Annotated in this window: 18 protein-coding genes; 7 read left to right on the top strand and 11 right to left on the bottom strand. The window is 70.2% G+C overall.

The window, feature by feature from the left end; translation table 11 throughout:
• Positions 1 to 51: 51 nt before the first annotated feature.
• A complete protein-coding gene (locus R2B38_RS47070) occupies positions 52 to 1,314 on the top strand; it encodes an MFS transporter (protein WP_318022347.1) in 1,263 nt (420 codons plus the stop codon).
• Positions 1,315 to 1,350: 36 nt separating this feature from the next.
• Here the strand turns inward: R2B38_RS47070 and R2B38_RS47065 are convergent, their stop codons facing one another.
• Positions 1,351 to 2,604: an acyltransferase gene (locus R2B38_RS47065; protein WP_318022346.1), complete on the bottom strand. Its 1,254-nt coding sequence runs from the start codon at positions 2,602 to 2,604 to the stop codon at positions 1,351 to 1,353.
• Between the two features lie 148 nt (positions 2,605 to 2,752).
• On the opposite strand from R2B38_RS47065, the gene R2B38_RS47060 reads away from it, so the two are divergent.
• Complete coding sequence (locus R2B38_RS47060; protein ID WP_318022345.1) at positions 2,753 to 3,322, top strand: hypothetical protein; 570 nt, start codon at positions 2,753 to 2,755, stop codon at positions 3,320 to 3,322.
• A 153-nt stretch (positions 3,323 to 3,475) separates the two neighbouring features.
• On the opposite strand, the gene R2B38_RS47055 is transcribed toward R2B38_RS47060, so the two are convergent.
• Together R2B38_RS47055 and R2B38_RS47050 are read right to left on the bottom strand one after the other, a co-directional pair.
• Positions 3,476 to 5,197: an MFS transporter gene (locus R2B38_RS47055; RefSeq protein ID WP_318022344.1), complete on the bottom strand. Its 1,722-nt coding sequence runs from the start codon at positions 5,195 to 5,197 to the stop codon at positions 3,476 to 3,478.
• Positions 5,198 to 5,240: 43 nt separating this feature from the next.
• Positions 5,241 to 5,681 carry a MarR family transcriptional regulator gene (locus R2B38_RS47050; protein ID WP_318022343.1) on the bottom strand — a complete coding sequence of 147 codons (441 nt, stop codon included), beginning with the start codon at positions 5,679 to 5,681 and terminating at the stop codon, positions 5,241 to 5,243.
• A gap of 116 nt (positions 5,682 to 5,797) precedes the next feature.
• Here R2B38_RS47050 and R2B38_RS47045 point away from each other — a divergent pair, with 116 nt between their 5' ends.
• Together R2B38_RS47045 and R2B38_RS47040 are read left to right on the top strand one after the other, a co-directional pair.
• Positions 5,798 to 6,367 (top strand): RNA polymerase sigma factor, encoded by a 570-nt coding sequence (locus R2B38_RS47045; RefSeq protein WP_411978624.1) that lies wholly within the window; start codon positions 5,798 to 5,800, stop codon positions 6,365 to 6,367.
• Positions 6,364 to 6,984: a hypothetical protein gene (locus R2B38_RS47040; protein ID WP_318022341.1), complete on the top strand. Its 621-nt coding sequence runs from the start codon at positions 6,364 to 6,366 to the stop codon at positions 6,982 to 6,984. The genes R2B38_RS47045 and R2B38_RS47040 overlap by 4 nt, the downstream gene beginning before the upstream one ends.
• A 10-nt stretch (positions 6,985 to 6,994) precedes the next feature.
• Here R2B38_RS47040 and R2B38_RS47035 read toward each other — a convergent pair whose 3' ends face one another.
• From R2B38_RS47035 to R2B38_RS47005, 7 genes are all read right to left on the bottom strand, one after another.
• On the bottom strand, positions 6,995 to 7,843 hold the full coding sequence (locus R2B38_RS47035; RefSeq protein WP_318022340.1) for a PaaX family transcriptional regulator C-terminal domain-containing protein: 849 nt from the start codon (positions 7,841 to 7,843) through the stop codon (positions 6,995 to 6,997).
• A gap of 12 nt (positions 7,844 to 7,855) precedes the next feature.
• Positions 7,856 to 8,293 carry a thioesterase family protein gene (locus R2B38_RS47030; protein WP_318022339.1) on the bottom strand — a complete coding sequence of 146 codons (438 nt, stop codon included), beginning with the start codon at positions 8,291 to 8,293 and terminating at the stop codon, positions 7,856 to 7,858.
• Entirely contained in the window at positions 8,290 to 10,659 is a 2,370-nt protein-coding gene (locus R2B38_RS47025) for a bifunctional salicylyl-CoA 5-hydroxylase/oxidoreductase (RefSeq protein ID WP_318022338.1), read from the bottom strand. Before R2B38_RS47025 ends, R2B38_RS47030 begins: the two co-directional genes overlap by 4 nt.
• Positions 10,656 to 12,332, bottom strand: a complete 1,677-nt coding sequence (locus R2B38_RS47020; protein WP_318022337.1) for an AMP-binding protein — start codon at positions 12,330 to 12,332, stop codon at positions 10,656 to 10,658. Before R2B38_RS47020 ends, R2B38_RS47025 begins: the two co-directional genes overlap by 4 nt.
• Positions 12,333 to 12,393: 61 nt before the next feature.
• Positions 12,394 to 13,347 (bottom strand): acyl-CoA thioesterase, encoded by a 954-nt coding sequence (locus R2B38_RS47015; protein WP_318022336.1) that lies wholly within the window; start codon positions 13,345 to 13,347, stop codon positions 12,394 to 12,396.
• Positions 13,344 to 13,829, bottom strand: coding sequence for a cupin domain-containing protein (locus R2B38_RS47010; protein ID WP_318022335.1), 486 nt, complete (start codon positions 13,827 to 13,829; stop codon positions 13,344 to 13,346). The genes R2B38_RS47015 and R2B38_RS47010 overlap by 4 nt, the downstream gene beginning before the upstream one ends.
• Before the next feature lie 2 nt (positions 13,830 to 13,831).
• Complete coding sequence (locus R2B38_RS47005; protein WP_318022334.1) at positions 13,832 to 14,656, bottom strand: fumarylacetoacetate hydrolase family protein; 825 nt, start codon at positions 14,654 to 14,656, stop codon at positions 13,832 to 13,834.
• Between the two features lie 162 nt (positions 14,657 to 14,818).
• Here R2B38_RS47005 and R2B38_RS47000 point away from each other — a divergent pair, with 162 nt between their 5' ends.
• A complete protein-coding gene (locus tag R2B38_RS47000) occupies positions 14,819 to 15,256 on the top strand; it encodes a RidA family protein (protein ID WP_318022333.1) in 438 nt (145 codons plus the stop codon).
• Positions 15,257 to 15,957: 701 nt separating this feature from the next.
• On the opposite strand, the gene R2B38_RS46995 is transcribed toward R2B38_RS47000, so the two are convergent.
• On the bottom strand, positions 15,958 to 16,647 hold the full coding sequence (locus tag R2B38_RS46995; protein WP_318022332.1) for a hypothetical protein: 690 nt from the start codon (positions 16,645 to 16,647) through the stop codon (positions 15,958 to 15,960).
• 487 nt (positions 16,648 to 17,134) lie between these two features.
• Here R2B38_RS46995 and R2B38_RS46990 point away from each other — a divergent pair, with 487 nt between their 5' ends.
• Positions 17,135 to 18,340 (top strand): glycosyltransferase, encoded by a 1,206-nt coding sequence (locus tag R2B38_RS46990; protein WP_318022331.1) that lies wholly within the window; start codon positions 17,135 to 17,137, stop codon positions 18,338 to 18,340.
• Between the two features lie 73 nt (positions 18,341 to 18,413).
• The gene (locus tag R2B38_RS46985; RefSeq protein WP_318022330.1) at positions 18,414 to 18,812 is read left to right on the top strand and encodes a signal peptidase I; all 399 of its coding nucleotides are present in this window, start codon (positions 18,414 to 18,416) and stop codon (positions 18,810 to 18,812) included.
• Positions 18,813 to 18,890 lie beyond the last annotated feature (78 nt).

The following is an 18,890-nucleotide window of genomic DNA, read 5'->3' as shown; positions in this document are numbered from 1 at the left end:
CCCCTCCACCACTCCGACCTAGCCTGACCTGCGGACCATGGGAGGGTCGGGATGCTGAACACCGTCCGGGAACAGGCCGCGGGACTCACCAAGGATCAGCGCAACGCCTTCGTCGCGGCCTACTTGGGCTGGGCGATGGACGCCTTCGACTACTTCCTCGTCGTCCTCGTCTACAGCGAGATCGCCGACGACTTCCATGTCTCCCTCACCGACATGGCCTTCCTCACCACGGCCACCCTGGTGATGCGACCGGTCGGCGCCCTCCTCTTCGGCCTGTGGGCGGACCGCAAAGGACGCCGCACCCCGCTCATGGTCGACGTGGCCTTCTACTCGGTCATCGGATTCGCCTGCGCCTTCGCACCGAACTACACCGTGCTGCTCGTCCTGCGCCTGCTGTACGGCATCGGCATGGGCGGCGAGTGGGGCCTGGGCGCGGCACTCGCCATGGAGAAGATCCCGGCCGAGCGGCGCGGTTTCTGGTCGGGCCTGCTGCAGAGCGGCTACTCGCTCGGCTATCTGCTCGCCGCGGTGGCGTTCTTCGTCATCGAACCCGCCTTCGGCTGGCGGGGGTTGTTCGCCTTCAGCCTGGTGCCGGCCCTGGTCTCGTTGTGGGTACGCGCCCGGGTCGAGGAGAGCGAGGTGTGGGAGAAGAGCGTCAAACTCAACCGAACGCCCGCCTACCAGGTGTTCAAGAACCCTGCTGTCCTACGGCGGTTCGTGTACCTGGTCGCTCTGATGACCGCCTTCAACTGGATGTCGCACGGCACCCAGGACATCTACCCGACCTTCGTGAAGAAGGGCCTTGGCCTGTCCCCGGACACAGCGATCGCGATCGCCGTGGTCTACAACATCGGCGCCATCATCGGCGGCATGGTCCTCGGGGCGTACTCCGAGCGGCTGGGGCGCCGCCGCACGATCATGATCGCGGCGGCCGCGGGCCTGGTCGTGGTGCCCTTCTTCGTCCTGTCCACCGCCGTGGGCTGGCTGATGCTGTCCTCGTTCCTGATGCAACTGTGCGTACAGGGAGCCTGGGGCGTCATCCCCGCACACCTCACCGAGATGAGCCCGGACACGATCCGGGGCTTCTATCCCGGCGTCACCTATCAACTCGGCAACCTGATCGCCGCCCTCAACCTGCCGATCCAGGAGGCCATCGCCGAGCACCACGGCTATCCGACGGCGATGGCGTGGACCGTGACTCCCGCCCTGGTCCTGGTGATCGTGCTGAGCGCGGTCGGCAAGGAGGCCAAGGGGATCCGGTTCGGCGGTACGGGGACGCAGGCGCCGAGCACCGCGGCGGCGGACCCGGTGTAGTTCCGGCGACGCGTGCAGGGGGCAGCCGGTCGTCGGTCACCGGACCGGCGAACCCGGTCCCGTGGCGGCAACCGGCTCCACCCGGCGCACGCGGGGCCGGTCCCGTCGTAGCAGAGGCCGTTCGACGAGGGCGTACGAGGCGAGGGCCGCGGCGAACGTGGCCGCGAGGCCGGTCTGGAGCAGGGCGTCACCGCGCACACCGAGGTCGTGCAGCAGCCGGATGACGGGGTAGTGCCACAGGTACATCCCGTAACTGAGGTTGCGCCCGATCCAGACCATCGTGGACAGCGACAGCAGGCGGGTGGGCCACGCGTCGGGGCACAGTGCCAGCGCGGCGACCACGCAGGCCGTCAACAGGGCGGCGGCCAGGAAACCGACCGTGTACCAGACGGGATTCCACCCGCTCACCTCGGTGATCGGGATCTGCCAGGCGATCAGCCCGAGCACCGCGAGCGCGGGCCAGACGAGTCGGCCCGCCCAGCGGCGCAGCGAGGCCAGGCGGGGGTCGTCGGGGCGCAGCCGGGCCAGGACGAGGGCGAGCAGGGCGCCGATGAGGAGTTGGTCGGCGCGGGTGTCGGGGCCGTTGTAGATACGGTGTGCCGCTGTCGGGTCCCAGAGCACGGTCCGCCAGAGCACCGGCAGGACGCAGAGCACGGCGACGCAGGCCAGCACCGCGCGTGCCGTCGCGTGCCGCAGCAGTACGAGCAGGAGCAGCGGCCAGGCGAGATAGAACTGCTCCTCCACGCCGAGGGACCAGGTGTGGCTGAGGGGTGCGGTGAGATCGGAGTACGCCCCGTCGTTCCCGGCCCGTACGAGATTCACCACCGACCCCGCGGCCAGGGCGGCGGCCACCCACGCCCCGCGAAAGAGCGGCAGCGCGAACGTCACGGACAGCAGGGCGGTGACCGCGCACATCACCAGCAGGGCCGGCATCAGGCGCACCCACCGGCGCCGGTAGAACGACCACAGCCCGATGCCACCGGTACGGGCGTACTCGCCGACCAGCAGCCGCGTGATGACGAAACCGCTGATCGTGAAGAACACGTCCACACCCACCGAGCCGCCCGGCACCAGGTCCGGCTCCACGTGGTAGACGATCACCAGCACCACCGCGACCGTCCGCAGTCCGTCCAGCCCCGCGACCCGCCCACCACCACGCGGCGCCGACGAGAATCCCCGCCCGCCGCCTCTGCCGCGTTCCGCGGACGCGGGCGCGAGCGGCGGCGCCGCCCGCATGTCAGGGCTCTGTTCCGTGGCCTCGTCTACCGTGCTCCGATGGAGGGTGCTCATAACGGCGGCGTCTGCCCACGACTGCGCGGATCACACACATTCACATGATGTGCACAGGTCGGCGCTGGTCCGGCGCTGCCTTCCGGACGCAGGAGTCCGGTCATCAATGATCGGCGGGCAGGGTGCCCGACTTGGCAGACTGCTCGGCATGGCCAACTCGTATGCGCAGGCAGTGCTGAGGACGACGGATCTTGCCGAGGCACTGCGCGCCGCCGGACGACTGCTCGAACTCGCCGACACCACGGAACTCGAAGTCGACTTCGAGGCAAGGGTCTCCACGCCCGGAGAGCTGGAGCGGCTGAGCGGGGTGATGCCGGATGCCGAGTGGTTCGCCTACGGAACCGATCGACACGGCTCTGTGAAGGATGGCGGCGTTCCGGCGGAGTGCCTCCCGATCCTCTTGCGCAGATGGTGCATGGCCCCGGACACCGTGGAGGAGTTCGTGGCCGCGGCCGGGGACGTCCCGGCCATGGTCCGCTGGGACTTCAGGGGCTGGCCCGAGGCTCCGGAGGCGGGCCTCGGCTACGGGGGGTGCAGAGGCGCCTACGTGACGGTGTGCATGAACGCAGGCGACCTCGACATCGGCTTCGTCGAGGAGCCCGCGCCGGACCACACGCTGTACGTCCACGTGAAGCAGGTCGAGGCCGAACGAGCTCCTTGGCTCGCGGCACAGGTCGGCCTGCGGGTCATCGGGGAACTTGAGATGGCACCCCTCTGAGCCCGACCTCCGAACGGCCGCGGCTCGGAACACGGTTACTTCATGACGAACCGTCAGGGAGATGGCGAACCGGCGACCCGACCTCGGCTTCGCGTACCGGTCGCTTCCGGGTTCTTGTCGCGAGGGCCCGCCGCATGTCGGTGTGTGTGGTGGTCAGGCCGCCCCGTCGCGCAGCGCCGGCAGGGTGGCCGAGGTCAGGTGCCGTGGCGCGTTGTCGGGTTCGACGAGCACGACGGTGCAGGTGGCCGCGTGGGTGAGGGCGGTGGTGAAGCTGCCTTCCGCGAACTGGGTGAGGGGGCCGTGCGGTGAGCGGCCCACGGCGATGGCGCGGGCGCCCGTGTCGGCTGCGTGCCGGGCCAGTACGCGCCCGGCGGCGGAGTGGTCGCCGACGGTGGTCAGGATCTGGCCGGTCGCCGGGACGCCCTGCTCGGCGAGGCGGTCGAGGTGGGCGGTCACGGCCGCGCGGGCCTGGTCGCGCGTCTCCGTGTCGGCGGCCAATTCCTCGACCACGGCGGTCAGTTGGACGTGCACGACCTCCAGCGGGCTGCGCGTGTCGCGGGCGAGCCGGGCCGCCGCGTCGACAATGGCGGGGGCCTGGTCGTGGGCGGACACGGCGACGATGATCCGGGGCGTGCTCCCGCTCGCGGGCTTGCCGACGGGGGTGAGGGTCGGGGCGACGGACTCGCCCTCGTCGGCGTGCTGTTCGGCCTCGCGGAGCAGGCTGTGGCCGCTCGCGAGGACCGGGATGGCGAGCAGGAAGGTCGCGGCGCCCAGGTAGAACGGGACGCTCAGATCGGTGGCGTCGGCGAGCTTGCCCGCCACGTACGGGGCCAGACCGCCGCCGATGAAGCGCAGGAAGCCGTACGCGGACGAGGCGACGGGCCGTTCCACCGGCGAGACCAGCATGACGGCCTGGGTGGTCAGGGTGTTGTTGATGCCGATGAACGCACCGCTGACGATGACCGCCACGATGACCACGGTCGGCGTGGCGACCCCGGCGGCGATCACGGCCATCACCACGGAGAGGCAGGCCAGATTGGCGTACAGGACGGGCGCGGTGCCGTAGCGCGCCTGGAGGCGTGGGGCGAAGAAGACGCTGAACGCGGCCACGAGCAGGCCCCACCCGGTGAACACGAGTCCGAGCTGATGGGCGCTGAGTTCCATGGGGTAGGGGGCGTAGCCCAGCATGGTGAAGAAGCCCCAGTTGTACAGCAGCGCCATGATGCCCATCGTCAGCAGACCGCGGTGACGCAGCGCCTTCAACGGCGCGAGGGGCGAGGTGACCCGCTCCGGCTTGGGCAGGTCCGGGACGAACACGGCTGTGGCGACGAGTGCGATCGCCATGAGGACGGCGACGCCGAAGAACGGGCCGCGCCAGCTGATGCCGCCCAACTCGCCCCCGAGCAGCGGCCCTACGGCGATCCCGAGGCCCAGCGCCGTCTCGTACAGGATGATCGCGCCGCCGAACCCGCCGCTGGCCGAGGCCACGATGACGGCCAGGGACGTGGCGATGAACAGGGCGTTGCCCAGCCCCCAGCCCGCGCGGAAGCCGACGATGCCGTTGATGGAGCCGGAGGTGCCGGCCAGCGCGGCGAAGACCACGATGACCGCCAGGCCTATGACGAGGGTGCGCTTGGCGCCGAAGCGGCTGGAGAACCAGCCGACGAACAGCATCGCCACCGCCGTCACGATCAGGTAGCTGCTGAACAGCAGGGAGACCTGGCTCGGCGTGGCGTGCAGGCTGTCAGCCAGCGCGGGCAGGATCGGGTCGACGAGGCCGATGCCCATGAAGGAGATGACGCAGGCGAACGCGACGGCCCAGACGGCCCTGGGCTGCCGGAACGGGCTGGCGGCATTTCCGTGTGGTGCGCTCATGTGTGCCTGTCCTCCAGGGAGTTGAAGGGTGCGAGGGGCTCCGTCAGGAGCGGTCCTGGCGGTCCTGGATCGCGCGGGCCAGGGCCGGTAGGGCGACCCGCACCGCCTGCTGTTCCGGCTCGCTCAGTTCCGCGATGAGCTGGTCGAGGGCGTGGGCGCGTTCGGCGCGTCGCTGTCGGGAGACCTCCAGGCCCGTGTCGGTCACCTCCACCAGCACGCCCCGGCCGTCGCTGCGGTCCGCGGTGCGCCGTACCAGGTCCGCGCGCTCCAGCCGGGTGACGAGCTGCGTCATGTTCGGCTGGGTGGCGCCCTCGGCCCGGGCGAGATCGGTCAGCCGGCACGGGCCCTCGCGGCCCAGGCGTCCGAGTACGGCGGATGCGGCCATGCTCAGGCCGCCGGTGACGGCGCTCTGGCGGACGTAGCGGACCATCCTCTCGACGGCGAGGATCAGGTCCTCGGGCGATGTCTCGGGGACCGCCGGCATCGCTGGATCCATAACCCGCTTATGCATAACGCCATTATGCACTTACGTGTAGCTGGAATCAATGTCGACGGCGGAAAGGAACCGGCGGCTGCCGGACAGTACGGGGTGTGGAATCCATGACGGAACAGGAGGCGCGCCGGATGCGGCGGGCGCGCTTCGAAGGACTGGCGCACCTGGTGGTGGAACCGCTGCACCGGTATCTGCTGCGCAGGACGGGCGCCGACATGGTCGAGGACGTGCTGTCGGAGACGATGCTCGTGCTGTGGCGTCGGCTCGACGACGTCCCCGGGCTGGGGGAGGGGGCCGAGCCCGAACCCGGTGATGTGCTGCCCTGGTGCTACGGGGTGGCACGGGGGTGCCTGGCGAACGCCCGCCGGGCCGACGGGCGCAGGCTCCGGCTGGTGGAGCGGCTGATCCGGAGTCAGGAGGAGGCTCCGGCCGGAGCCGCCGATCACAGCGAACTGCATGCCGCGCTCGGTGACCTCGGGGCGTTGGACCGCGAGGTGGTGCGGCTGTGGGCGTGGGAGGGGCTGGCGCCGCGGCAGATCGCGGAGGCGACCGGGCTGACGTCCAACGCGGTGAGCATCCGGCTCCACCGGGCGAAGGCGAGACTCGCCGACCGGCTGGGGCGAAAGGATGCCGAACCGACCGGACACAAGAGGGATGAAGGAAGGAGCAGTCAGTGAACGACGACGAGTTGCTGGCCCGGCTGAAGTCCGCGGACCCGGCACTGACCGGAGTTGCTCCGCCGCCCGACATCGACCGCCTTGTGGAGGACACCTTGAACACCGACACCGCGCTGCAGTCCGCGACCACCGCCGCCGGCATCGCGACCGCGAGCTGGGGACGCCGTCATCTCTTCGGACTCGCGGCGGCCGGACTACTGGTACTTGGAGGCGGCGTCGCCGGAGGAATCATGGCCAACAGCGGTGACGGCAACGGTCGTTCGGCCTCGGCCAAGACCGCGGTTCCGGCCGGCGCGCTGCGGCTCACCGCCGAGGGCGGCGACGGCAAGTGCATGGTGCCCGGCGTCGACACCCTGGGCGCGTACCCGACCCTCTTCGAAGGAACGGCCACGTCCGTCAAGGGCTCGACGGCCACTTTCCATGTGGACCGGTGGTTCAAGGGCGGTGACGCGGAGACGGTCGTCCTCACCAGCGACACCGAGGTCTCGGAGACGCTGACGTATACGGAAGGCGGCCACTACATCATCGGCGCCAAGGACGGCTTCGTCCCGATGTGCGCCGCGATGGAGGCCACACCGGAGGACATCGCCAAGTTCCGCCAGGCGTTCGGGAGTTGACCCCGCCGGATCACGCGGGGTCGTCCAGCAGGCTCCGGGCGAACGCGTGCGCCGGGTCCGCCAGGGCGTGCCGGAGTTCGGCGAAGAGGTCCGCCGCCGTCGTGCCGGACCAGGTGGCGGGGAGGAGGGAGCTGGGCAGGCCCGGGTCGAGGTAGGGCAACCGGCGCCAGGCGGTGAGGACTTGGACGTAGTCGATGAACGCCGCCCGGTCGGACCCTTTGCCGGGCCCGGCCCAGCGCGCGGCCATCGGCGTGAACTCGGCGACGAAATCGTCGTAGAGCTTCTGCAGTGCCTCCAAGTCCCACCAGCGGCCCACCTGTTCGGCGGGGTCGCCGAAGGCCACATAGTCGCCGCGGAAGAGGTCGACGTACTGGTCCAGGCCGTGCCGGAGCAGGTGGTCGCGGGTGTCGTCGAGGGCGTGGGCCGGGGCGATCCAGATCCCGGACGAGACGGTTCCGAAGCCCAACCAGGCCAGCCGGGACCGGAGTTGGTGCCGGTGCTGGCGCTCGCTCTCCGGCACCGAGAAGACGGCGATGACCCAGCCGTCGTCGGTGACGGCGTGCCGTTCGAAGATGCGCCGGTCGCCGGTCTCCAGGACGGAACGGGCGTACGGCGAGAGCGCGTAGCCCGCCCGGCCGTCCCGGCGCTCGGACACCAGGATCTCGCGGCGCTTGAGCCGGGAGATCGACGAGCGGACCGCCTGGGCGTCGACGTCGAGTTCGGCGAGCAGCCGGATCAGGGTGCTCACACCGATCCAGCCGCCGACCTCGCGCGCGTAGAGCCCGTACACCGTCACGATCAGGGATCGCGGCGGGGCGGGCTGGCCCGGGCTGTCGTCTTCGAGATCGCTTGCCGTCACGATCGTAGTATTTCAGTGCGCATGTCCGGCGTCCGCTTCCGCCCGGCCGCCCAGCGCGGTACGCCAGTCGTCCGGCCAGGGCGCGCTGCCGCCGGTCGCCTTGTCGGGGACGTGCACAGTGACGTAACTGCCCCGGGCGGCACGGCAGTTCGGCTTGCCGTCAGCACTGCTCCGCCACACCTCGAAACCGAAGGTCATCGAGGACCGGCCGAGACGGATCAGCTCGACCCGCGTCTCGACCTCCTCGCCGAACCGCATCGACGCCTCGAACTCCACCTCGTAACGCACCCTCGGCGCCACCGGGAAGTACCCCGGGACGTCGTACGCGCGCATCAGCTCGGCCTCCGCGGCCTCGGCGAACCGGACGACGGTCGTGTTGTGGTAGATCCCGGCCGCGTCGGTGTCGATCCACTCCACCCGGGCACGATGCACGCCGAACGGGACGCTCATTCCGCCGCCCTGCCCGGGGTCCACCGCAGGTGCACGGCATCCCTCGGGGTCTCGCGCAGCAGCGCCAGCCGCGGACGGACCGCGTCGGTCCGTGAGGTGGGCGGCTTGCGGCGACCGGCCGCGAACTGCGTCGGCCAGTCGGCACCCGCACCGCGGTACTCCTGCTCGGCGGCCGCCTGCAGGGTCCACTGCGGGTTGTAGAGATGGGTGCGGCCGAGCGCGCACAGGTCGGCACGCCCGGCGAGCAGGATCGAGTTGACGTCGTCGTACGACGAGATCGCTCCTACGGCGATCACGGCCGCGCCCGCCGGAGCGGCGACCTCGTGCCGGATGCGGTCGGCGAACGGGGTCTGGTACGAGCGGCCGTACGCCGGCTTCTCGTCCTTGGTGACCTGGCCGGACGACACGTCGACGGCAGCCGCGCCGTGCGCTACGAAGGCCCGCGCGATCTCGACCGCGTCGTGCTCGGTGTTGCCGTCGGGCGCCCAGTCGGTGGCCGAGATCCGGACCGTCACCGGGCGGTCGGCGGGGAACGCGGACCGTACGGCGTCGAAGACCTCCAGCGGGAAACGCAGCCGGTTCGTGAGGTCGCCGCCGTACTCGTCGGTGCGGTGGTTGGCGATGGGGGAGAGGAAGGAGGAGAGCAAGTAGCCGTGGGCGGCGTGCACTTCGAGCAGGTCGAAACCTGCTTCGGCGCCCCGGCGGGCCGCGGACACGAAGTCGGCCACGACCGCGTCCATGTCGGCCCGCGTCATCTCGCGCGGTGTGTGGCAGCCCGAGCCGTAGGGCAGCGGGGACGGGCCGACGACCTCCCAGTTGCCCTCGGTGAGGGGCTCGTCAATGCCCTCCCACATGAGGCGAGTTGAGCCCTTGCGGCCCGAATGGCCCAGCTGGAGACCGATCTTGGCGGTGCTGCGGCCGTGGACGAAGTCGGTGACCCGGGTCCACGCGTCGCGCTGGGTGTCGTTCCACAGGCCCGTGCAGCCCGGGGTGATGCGGGCCTCGGGGGAGACGCAGACCATCTCGGTCATGACCAGGCCCGCGCCGCCGAGCGCCTTGGAGCCGAGGTGGACGACGTGGAAGTCGTCCGGTACTCCGTCGACGGCGGAGTACATGTCCATCGGCGAGACGATGATCCGGTTCTTCAGCTCCAGGCCGCCGATGGTGAACGGCTGGAACATCGCCGGGACCGACTCGGCGCGGCCCTGGGCCTCCGCGAAGCCGCGCTCGATCAGGTCGGCGAAGCCCGGGTCACGGTCCTTGAGATTGTCGAAGGTGATCCGGCGCGAGCGCGTGAGCAGGTTGAAGCAGAACTGCGCGGGGTCCTGGTCGGCGTAGCGGCCGATGTTCTCGAACCACTCCAGCGAGGCCTGCGCGGCGCGCTGGGTGGACTCCACCACCGGGCGGCGCTCGGTCTCGTACGCCGTCAACGCCTCGTCCACGGTGGGGTGTTCGTGCAGACACGCGGCGAGCGCGAGGGCGTCCTCCATCGCCAGCTTGGTGCCGGAGCCGATGGAGAAGTGCGCGGTGTGGGCCGCGTCGCCGAGCAGGACCACGTTGTGGTGGTGCCAGCGCTCGTTGCGGACGGTGGTGAAGTTGAGCCAACGGGAGTTGTTGGTGAGGAGGTTGTGCCCGGCGAGTTCGTCGGCGAAGATCTCGCGGATCCGGGCGACCGACCGCTCGTCGCTGACTCCGGGCGGGAACTGCGTGCCCTCCGTCGCGTCGAGGCCGGCCTTGCGCCATACGTCCTCGGCCATCTCGACGATGAACGTCGAACCGGCGTCGGAGTAGGGGTAGCCGTGGATCTGCATGGTCCCGAACTCGGTCTGCTTGACGAGGAATTGGAACGCCTCGAAGACTCGGTCGGTGCCCAGCCACATGTACTTGTTGGTGCGCTGGTCGAGGGAGGGGACGAAGGCGTCGGCGTACTTGGTGCGCACGGCCGAGTTGATGCCGTCCGCCGCGACCACGAGGTCGTAGGAGCCGCGGAGTTCGTCGACCTCCGGGGCGAGGGTGCGGTAGTGCACGGTGACACCGAGTTCGGCGGCCCGCTCCTGGAGGATGTGCAGGAGGTCCTTGCGGGCCATGGCCGCGAAGCCCTGGCCGCCGACCGTGAAGGGGTGCCCGTCGAACTCGATGTCGATGTCGGTCCAGCGGGCGAACCGGCTCTCCATCGCGTCGTGCACGACGGTGTCCGCGTTCTCGATGCCGCCGAGGGTCTCGTCGGAGAAGACCACGCCGAAGCCGAAGGTGTCGTCGGGCGCGTTGCGCTCCCACACGGTGATCTCGTGCGCGGGGTCGAGCTGCTTCATCAGCGCGGCGAGGTACAGCCCACCAGGCCCGCCGCCAACGATCGCGATCCTCATGCCTGGCTCTCCTTCACGTTCTCGTTCTCCTTCTCGACGATCCGACGAAGCAGGAAGTGCTGAAGCTTTCCGCTGGTGTTGCGGGGCAGCGCGTCGCAGAAGCGCACCGCCCGGGGGTACTTGTACGGCGCGAGCTGCGCCTTGACGTGGTCCTGGATGTCCTTGACCTTGGCCTCGTCGCCGACGACGCCCTCGGCCAGGACGACGAACGCGCAGACCACGGAGCCGCGTTCGGGATCGGGCTTGGCGACCACCGCCGATTCGACGACGTCCGGGTGGGTGTTGATCGCGGACTCGACCTCGGGGCCGCCGATGTTGTAGCCGGAGGACACGATCATGTTGTCCGTGCGGGTGCGGTAGTAGAAGTAGCCGTCCTCGTCGCGCACGAAGGTGTCGCCGGTGACGTTCCAGCCGTTCACCACGTAGTTCTCCTGGCGCGGGTCGTCCAGGTAACGGCAGCCGACCGGGCCGATCACGGCCAGCCGCCCCTCGACACCGGGGCCGACCTCCTCGCCGCTCAGGTCGAGGACCGTGGCGCGGTACCCGGGGACCGGCCGTCCCGTCGAACCGGGCCGGATGTCGTCACCGGCGGCGGAGATGAAGATGTGGATCATCTCCGTGGCGCCGATGCCGTCGATGACCTTGATGCCGGTCTCGGTGCGGAGTTGCTCCCACACTTCCTCCGGTATGTGCTCCCCGGCGCTGACCGCACCGCGCAGACCGTGCAGCCGGTCCGCCTTGCCGGCCTTGAGGATCTGCCGGTACGCCGTGGGCGCGGTCGCCAGCACGGTGACCCCGGCCTCGGCGACCAGCTCGGCCAGCGGCTCCGGCGCGACAGCCTCCGTCAGCAGTGCGCAGGCACCGGCCCGCAGGGCGCAGACGACCAGGATGCCGAGCCCGAAGGTGAAGGCGAGTGGGGCGGTGCACGACACCAGGTCGTCCGGCTTCAGGCGGAGGGTGTGGCGGCCGAAGGTGTTGTCGATCGACAGGATGTCGCGGTGGAAGTGGGTGGTGATCTTCGGCACGCCGGTACTGCCCGAGGTGGGTCCGAAGAGGGCCACGTCGTCGGCTGCCGTGTCGACTGCCGTGAACTCCCCTGATTTCGACGCCACTTGACGCGTCAGGTCGTCGGGCGCGTCGCCGCCGTACGCCACGATCGTGAGGTCCGGCAGGACGGTGTCGCGTACGGTCTCGACGTCCGCGGTGAAGCGGTGGTCGACCAGGGCGACGGCCGGGCGGGTCTTCTCGACGACGGGGGTGAGTTCGCGGGCCCGCAGGGCCGCCATCGTGGTGACGACGATGCCGCCGGCCTTGAGGGTGCCGAGCCAACACGCCACGGTCCACGGGTTGTTGGGGGAGCGGAGGAGGACCCGGTTGCCGGGGACCAGGCCCAGGTCTTCGGTCAGGACGTGGGCGATCTGGTTGGCGCGGCGCAGGAGTTCGCCGTAGGTCCACACCTCGCCCTCCGGGGTGCGCAGGGCCGGGCGGTCGGGGCCGAACGTGGCGGTGGGGACGTCGATCAACTCGGCGCCGGCGTTGAGGCGTTCGGGGTAGCGGAGTTCGTCGGTGGTGAACTCGAGGACCGGCCACTGGGCGCGCGGCGGGAGGTGGTCGCGGGCGAACGTGTCCGGATAGGCGGAGGGCGAGAGGCCCATCTGGTCCAACTGGTCCATCGGGAGGGTCCTTTCCGCAGGCCGGGGGCGGGCCGTGCAGGGATCAGGAGCTGCGTGGGAGTCAAGAGCTGCGGATCAGGCCTTCCTGGACGACGGTGGCCAGGTGGGTACCGGTGGGGGTGAAGAAGCGTCCGACGGCGAGGCCGCGACCGGCGTCGGCGGCGACGGCTTCCTGGGCGTAGAGGAGCCAGCCGTCCATGGGAGCGGGCCGGTGGAACCACATCGCGTGGTCGAGGCTCGCGGTGATGAGTCCCGGGAGTGCCCACGGCAGGTCCAGCACGCGGAGGACGGGTTCGAGGATCGTGTAGTCGCAGACGTAGGCGAGCGCGGCGAGGTCGCGCTGCTCGGCGGTAAGGCCGGCGACGGGTCGCAGGGCGTCGAACGGCCTTACCCACACCGCCTGTTGGGGTACGCGCTCACCCTCGACGGTGAGGTAGACGGGTCCCGGTACGTGCCGCATGTCGAAGCTGCGGCCGCCGCTCCAGTACTCCTCGGAGGTGTCGGTCATCGTGCCCCGGGGGGCGGTGGTGTCGCGCAAGTACGAGGCGGAGCTGGGGAGTTCGGTGGGATCCGGTACGCCGGCCGGGGGCTCGGCGGCGAAGGTCGCGCCGGGCTCGCCCGCGGCGAAGTTGGCGAGGCAGGTGTAGACGGGTTTGCCGTTCTGGAAACCGCGGACCTGCCGGGTGGCGTAGCCGCGCCCGTCGCGCAACAGCTCGACCTCGTAACGGACTTCGGCGCCGATGTCGACCGGCCGCAGGAAGTAGGAGTGCATCGAGTGGAGCGTCTTGCCCTCGACCGAGCGCATCGCGGCGGCCGTGGCCTGCGCGACCATGTCACCGCCGTAGGCCTTAGGCCAGGGGCAGGGCTGGGTGGTCGCGGTGAAGGCGAGGTCGAAGTGCTCGGGCTCGACGGGGGTGAGGGCGATCGCCGCGGTGAAGGCCGCCGAGGTCGGGACGGAGCGGAGGTCGGCGCCGGTGCTCCGGGAGTCGGCGTTGGCGCTTTGGGTGTCGTTCACGGCCGGTCCAGCCAGTCGCGCAGGTCGGCGTCCGCCACCTCGTCCAGGTTGACCACGATGTTCTCCGGGGTGCGGGTCGTCATCCAGGTCAGCGGGTTGTTGCGGTCGAGGTTGCACTCGACGTGCGGCATGAACGGCGGGACGAAGACCCAGTCGCCCTCCGACAGGTCGAGGTAGTCCTCGAAGCGCTCGCCGAAGTAGATCCGGGCCCGGCCGGAGATGACGTAGCCGCCGGTCTCCGCCTCGCCGTGGTGGTGGGGCACCGAGCGGTAGCCCGACTCGTTGCTCACTTTCCCGAACCACAGCTTGGTGGCCGGCGTGTGCTGCACGGAGACGCCGGAGATCCGGGTCGCCCCGGCGGACTGGCCGGTCGCGCCGACCTCCAGACCACCGCGCGTCACGACCGGGACGACCAGGCCGGACTCGTTGGCGTACGACGAGTTGTCGCCCTCTAGGACGTACTTGGAGAAATCGGGTTCCATGATCAGCTCCTGGAGTCGGTGAGACGGAAGCGGTTGCGCAGGGTGCCGATACCGGGGATCTCGGTCTCGACGAGATCGCCGTCGGCGAGGAAGACCGGTGGCTTCATGCCCGAGCCCACGCCGCCGGGGGTGCCGGTGAGCACGATGTCGCCGGGGCGCAGGACCGTGAAGGTGGAGACGTAGGCGAGCAGGTCGGCGGCGTCGAAGACCAGCGTGCTCGTGTTTCCGTGCTGCCGCTCGACGCCGTCGACCCGGCAGATCACCTCGACGCCCGCGACCGGGTCGAGCTCGTCGGGCGTGACGACCACCGGGCCGAGGGGGGTCGTACGGTCCCATGCCTTGCCCTGGAACCACTGCAGCGTGCGCTTCTGCCAGTCCCGGACGCTGATGTCGTTGGCGATCGTGTATCCGGCGATGGCCCGTTCGGATGTGTTCCGGTCCGCGTTCCGGATCCGGGCACCGACCACGACCGCGAGTTCCGCCTCCCAGTCCACGTCGAGGCCGGGCGGCAGGGCCAGGTCGTCCTCGGGGCCGGTGAGCGTGTCGGCGTACTTGGCGAAGAGCGTGGGGTGGGCGGGAAGCTCGCGGCCCATTTCGGTGATGTGGTCGGCGTAGTTGAGGCCGCAGCAGATCACCTTGCGGGGCGAGGGCAGCGGCAACACGGGGGTGGCGCCGGGGAGTTCGGCCCCGGCGAGACCTGCGATGCGGTCGGTCGCCGTGGTCGCCAGCAGTGCGGAGAGGTCGTCGGCCGGCAGCGCCCGCCAGCGGTCGCCGTCGAGCACGGCGGCCGTGGTGCGGCCTCCGTGGGTCACGGTGGCGAGCTTCATGGGCGTTCTCCCTCGGGGCGGTGGCGGCGGCCGGAGCGACCGGGGCGGTCGGGATGTCCGGGGTGCGTTATAGCGAGATTTTCACGACCGTCGAAAACAGTCAATAGATGAGTTACGCTGCTTGCGTCGCCCAGTCCGATCCGCCCGAGGAGGAACCCCTCAATGACTCCGATCCCGGTGAACCCGCCCTCACTCCCCGCACCGAGCGGCTACTCGCACGGCACGCTGAGTGGCAACACGCTCTACCTGGGCGGACAGACGGCCCTGGACGCGGACATGCGGATCGTCCCCGGGGGCATCGTCGAGCAGTTCCGGCAGGCGTTCGGCAACGTGCTCACCACGCTGCGGGCGGCCGGCGGTGTCCCCGAGGATCTGGTGAGCCTGACCATCTACCTCACCGACATCCCCGACTACCAGGCGCACGGCAAGGAGATCGGGAAGGTCTGGCGCGAGCTCGCGGGGCCGGTCTATCCGGCGATGGCCGGGATCGGCACGACCGCGCTGTGGCAGCCGGAGGCGATGATCGAGATCCTGGGGGTCGCGGTGATCCCGGACGACCGGCTCATCCGGGCGGAGGGCCGGGACGACGCCAGGGCGTGACAGATCGCTGTGGCCGTGGCAAAGAACCCTGGTGATGACCGAGCGCGGTGGAGGGGTTGGTCAGGCTGGTCCGCCCGAGGGTGTGACTGCTCCTCGCGGGCCTGTCGGCGCTGAAGCCACCGGGGTGGCGGTACGGCCTGCTGCCTGACTCGACGAACCCGTGCCGTTCGCGCCGAGGGCGGCGGATTCTGCCGGCCGATCGAGTCGAGCGGCATCGACGTCCCCCGGTGCTGGTTGCGGCGGCCGTCGACCTGCCTGGCGCGCGCGGGTCTCGGGGGCCGGGGCCGTTGCGTGCGAGGCCGACAAGGACGCGAAGGCCGGAGGCGGGCACGCTTCTGCACCGCCGATGCCCAACTCGGCCGCCCGGTCGGCTCTTTACGGGTGGTCCGCCATCCGGTGCGGGTCGGCCAAAGGCGGTTGTCGCAGTGCCCGCGCCGCAGTGACGCACGACGGCGGCCACCCGGCCGAACAGTGCCTCCTGATTCACCTCGCCGATGAGGAAACGGTCGTCCCCCTCGTCGATCGAGCCCAAGCCGGTCCACCGCTCGGAGAACCGGCCGCGTCGGCCCTGAGCACGGATCGCTTCTACGGCCGCGCGGGCGACGTTCTTTGATCTCGGTGTTCTTTGATCTCGGCGAGCGTGCGCAGCGCCGCCCGCGCGCAAGCTCGTGCGTATCCCGGGTTCGTGGGTGCCCCGGGAGTCAGCCCATGGTGGTGTTGTAGTTGACGATTCGCTCCACGATCAGGGCGACCGCACCGGCCAGTGGACTGTCCGCCCCTTTGCTCGCCACGTCGGGCAGCCGGTGTGCCTCCTCCTCGGCGACTGCCACCATGCCCCAGAACGCGTTGTAGCCCGAGGGATCCGACGGCTTGTCGGTGGCTGCCCGGACCGTCATGTTGCCGTCCCTCTCGACCACGGCCAGCGCGCCCATCTGCCGGAGGGTGTCGGGGTTCCGCTCCTCGGCGGCCACCACGCTCCACCCCGCGACCTCTGTCTGTCGCAGTGCGGCGAGGAGACTGCCGGTACTGCCCGCGCCGGAGACAACGATGTCGGGCAGGACGAGGGCCACCGGCCCCCGCGTCATCGGCAGGGCGGACCGGATCGCGCCGTCAAGATCCGGTTCGAGCGAATGGTCCTGGTAGACGAAGACCAGCTGAAAGGTCTCCGCGTACCGCGCGAGATAACTCACCGTGTCCAGCTTGTGAGCTCCGAACACGACGACCAGGCGCACGTTGAGTCCGCTCTTGGCCAGCTCGACAACGGTCTCCAGGCTGCGGTCCAGCACAGTGACCCCGGGAGCCAGACAGTGCAGCTCCTTCGAGTAGGGCGCCCCGAAACGCGTCGCGAACCCGGCGCAGGGCAAGATGATCGAAACGTCAGGAACGGGCACGGACGAACTATGCATGGAGTGGCTCTCAGACTGTGTCACCGACGACGGCTCCATATGAGAGGGAGCGAACGTTGATCGACGAGAGTGTCCCCAAGGTGCCCGGTGGGTATTCGCCGTTGCCGACGAAGGACGAAGGAAGAAGTCGGCGTGGAAACAGCCCAGTTGGGCCACGGGAGAGGGGCGAGACGCGCCGGGAGGTAGTGGACCGACCACCGTGCGGCGCTCCTGAACCGTCACTCGGTCAGTGTTGAACGCCTCCAAGTCCGCTACGACGGGGCCGACTTGCGTGTGCACCCGGGCGAGGGTGAGGCGTCGCGGGTACCAGCGTCCCGGTGTTCGAGGACTACTGCCGCGTTGACGATCACGCGACGTACACTGCTGCCGCGCACCCGCTGCCGCCGACTCCGCGCCGTCGACGAGGACTGCTCGAAGCCCGGGCTGGCACGGGCCGAAACGTACGGGTAGACCGAGCGAAAGAGGACGCGGAATGCGGGTGCTGTTGTCCACGTACGGGACGCGGGGCGATGTCGAACCGCTGGTGGCACTCGCGGTGCGGCTGCGGGAGCGCGGTGTGGAGGTGCGGATGTGCGCCCCGCCCGACGAGGAGTTCGCGGAGCGGCTTGCGGGTCTCGGGGTGCGACTGGTGCCTGTCGGGCCACCGGTGCGGGCGCTGATGAGCGGGTCGACGCTGCCGTCGGCGGCGGATCTGTCCCGGTACCGGTCCGAGATGCTCGACGCGCAGTTCGAGATCTTCCCGGCGGCGCTCGACGGATGTGACGCGCTGGTGGCGGCGGGCCTGGCGCAGATCGCCGCGCGGTCCGTGGCCGAGGCCGCGGGCGTCCGCTACGTGTACACGAGCTATTCGGCGGTCAACCTGCCGTCGCCCCACCACGCGCCGCCACCGCGGCCGGGCTGGCCGGAGCCGGAGGCGGACGACAATCCGACGCTGTGGGAGCTGGACGCCCGCCAGGTGAACGCGCAGTTCGCCGAGCCGCTCAACGGCCACCGGGCGCGTCTCGGTCTGCCGCCGGTGGACAACGTCCGTGATCACGTCTTCACCGACCGGCCGTGGCTGGCGGCGGACCCGGTCCTGGGACCGTGGCGGAAAACTCCGGGCCTCGACGTGGTCCAGACGGGCGCGTGGACGCTGCCGGACGAACGCCCGCTGCCGGCCGACCTGTTGACGTTCCTGGACGCGGGCGCTCCGCCGGTCTACGTGGGTTTCGGCAGCGTGCGCCCGTCGCCGGACATCGCTCGCAGGGCCGTCGAGGCGGTCCGCGCACAGGATCACCGCGTACTCGTCTCCCGCGGCTGGGCGGACCTGGACCTGGGCGATGACCGGGACGACTGCCTCGCCATCGGCGAGGTCAGCCATCAGAGTCTTTTCGGGAGGGTGGCCGCGGTGGTCCACCACGGCGGTGCGGGCACGACGCTGACGGCCGCCCGGGCGGGTGTGCCGCAGGTGGTGGTGCCTCTGCAGTTGGCGGACAACCCCTACTGGGCGGGTCAGGTGGCAGCCCTGGATCTCGGTGCGGCCCTCGACAGTCCGGCTCCGACGACCGAGTCCTTGAACGTCGCGTTCAAGACGGCCCTGGCACCGGAGACACGGGCCCGGGCCAAGGCTCTGGGCAGCAGGATCCGCACCGATGGAGCGGCGGTGGCCGCGGACCTGCTGCTCGACGCCATCCGCTGAGCGGGGCAGGCCCGGCCCGCCGGCCCGGGCACCCTGTCACCGCGGCGATGGTCCGCTGCTAGCGTTCCGGCGCATGGAAGACAGTGTGTACGTGGGTAATGCGGGCAAAGACGCGGTACTGGACCGGGGGTGGCTGCTCGGGCACTTCAAAGAGGAAGGAAGTCCTCTCCACAGCGACGCCGTCGAGGTCAAATGGGGTGTCCACCCGCGCGGCGAACAGCGGGCGCAGTGGGTGAAGGGCGAAGTGCGCGCAGCTGTCCTGGTCCTGATCTCAGGCCGCTTCCGTATGGAGTTCCCCGGTCGAAGCGTGCTGTTGGAAGAACAGGGCGACTATGTCGTCTGGGGCCGGGGAGTGGACCACTCCTGGACCGCGGAGGACGAGTCCGTGGTACTGACCGTGCGCTGGCCTTCCGTGCCTGGATACGCCGTACCGCAGGACGAAGAGCGGACGAGTTCGTCCGACGGAACATGAGGCCTTCTTTGCCCGTAATGGCGTTTCGCCGCACTCCGGGGGAAAACGTGCGACGTTGTGGAGCCTTTATTCCTATAT

The organism is Streptomyces sp. N50, assembly GCF_033335955.1.
GTDB lineage: Bacteria > Actinomycetota > Actinomycetes > Streptomycetales > Streptomycetaceae > Streptomyces.
Note: the sequence above shows the minus strand (reverse complement) of the source record. Positions and strands in the feature narration are given on the sequence as shown.

What these genes read in the sequence shown, in the direction of transcription:
- R2B38_RS47070 (WP_318022347.1), top strand. Translation starts at nt 52, where the DNA reads ATGCTGAACACCGTCCGGGAACAGGCCGCGGGACTCACCAAGGATCAG.
- R2B38_RS47065 (WP_318022346.1), bottom strand. Translation starts at nt 2,604, where the DNA reads ATGAGCACCCTCCATCGGAGCACGGTAGACGAGGCCACGGAACAGAGC.
- R2B38_RS47060 (WP_318022345.1), top strand. Translation starts at nt 2,753, where the DNA reads ATGGCCAACTCGTATGCGCAGGCAGTGCTGAGGACGACGGATCTTGCC.
- R2B38_RS47055 (WP_318022344.1), bottom strand. Translation starts at nt 5,197, where the DNA reads ATGAGCGCACCACACGGAAATGCCGCCAGCCCGTTCCGGCAGCCCAGG.
- R2B38_RS47050 (WP_318022343.1), bottom strand. Translation starts at nt 5,681, where the DNA reads ATGCCGGCGGTCCCCGAGACATCGCCCGAGGACCTGATCCTCGCCGTC.
- R2B38_RS47045 (WP_411978624.1), top strand. Translation starts at nt 5,798, where the DNA reads ATGACGGAACAGGAGGCGCGCCGGATGCGGCGGGCGCGCTTCGAAGGA.
- R2B38_RS47030 (WP_318022339.1), bottom strand. Translation starts at nt 8,293, where the DNA reads ATGAGCGTCCCGTTCGGCGTGCATCGTGCCCGGGTGGAGTGGATCGAC.
- R2B38_RS47025 (WP_318022338.1), bottom strand. Translation starts at nt 10,659, where the DNA reads ATGAGGATCGCGATCGTTGGCGGCGGGCCTGGTGGGCTGTACCTCGCC.
- R2B38_RS47020 (WP_318022337.1), bottom strand. Translation starts at nt 12,332, where the DNA reads ATGGACCAGTTGGACCAGATGGGCCTCTCGCCCTCCGCCTATCCGGAC.
- R2B38_RS47010 (WP_318022335.1), bottom strand. Translation starts at nt 13,829, where the DNA reads ATGGAACCCGATTTCTCCAAGTACGTCCTAGAGGGCGACAACTCGTCG.
- R2B38_RS47005 (WP_318022334.1), bottom strand. Translation starts at nt 14,656, where the DNA reads ATGAAGCTCGCCACCGTGACCCACGGAGGCCGCACCACGGCCGCCGTG.
- R2B38_RS47000 (WP_318022333.1), top strand. Translation starts at nt 14,819, where the DNA reads ATGACTCCGATCCCGGTGAACCCGCCCTCACTCCCCGCACCGAGCGGC.
- R2B38_RS46990 (WP_318022331.1), top strand. Translation starts at nt 17,135, where the DNA reads ATGCGGGTGCTGTTGTCCACGTACGGGACGCGGGGCGATGTCGAACCG.
- R2B38_RS46985 (WP_318022330.1), top strand. Translation starts at nt 18,414, where the DNA reads ATGGAAGACAGTGTGTACGTGGGTAATGCGGGCAAAGACGCGGTACTG.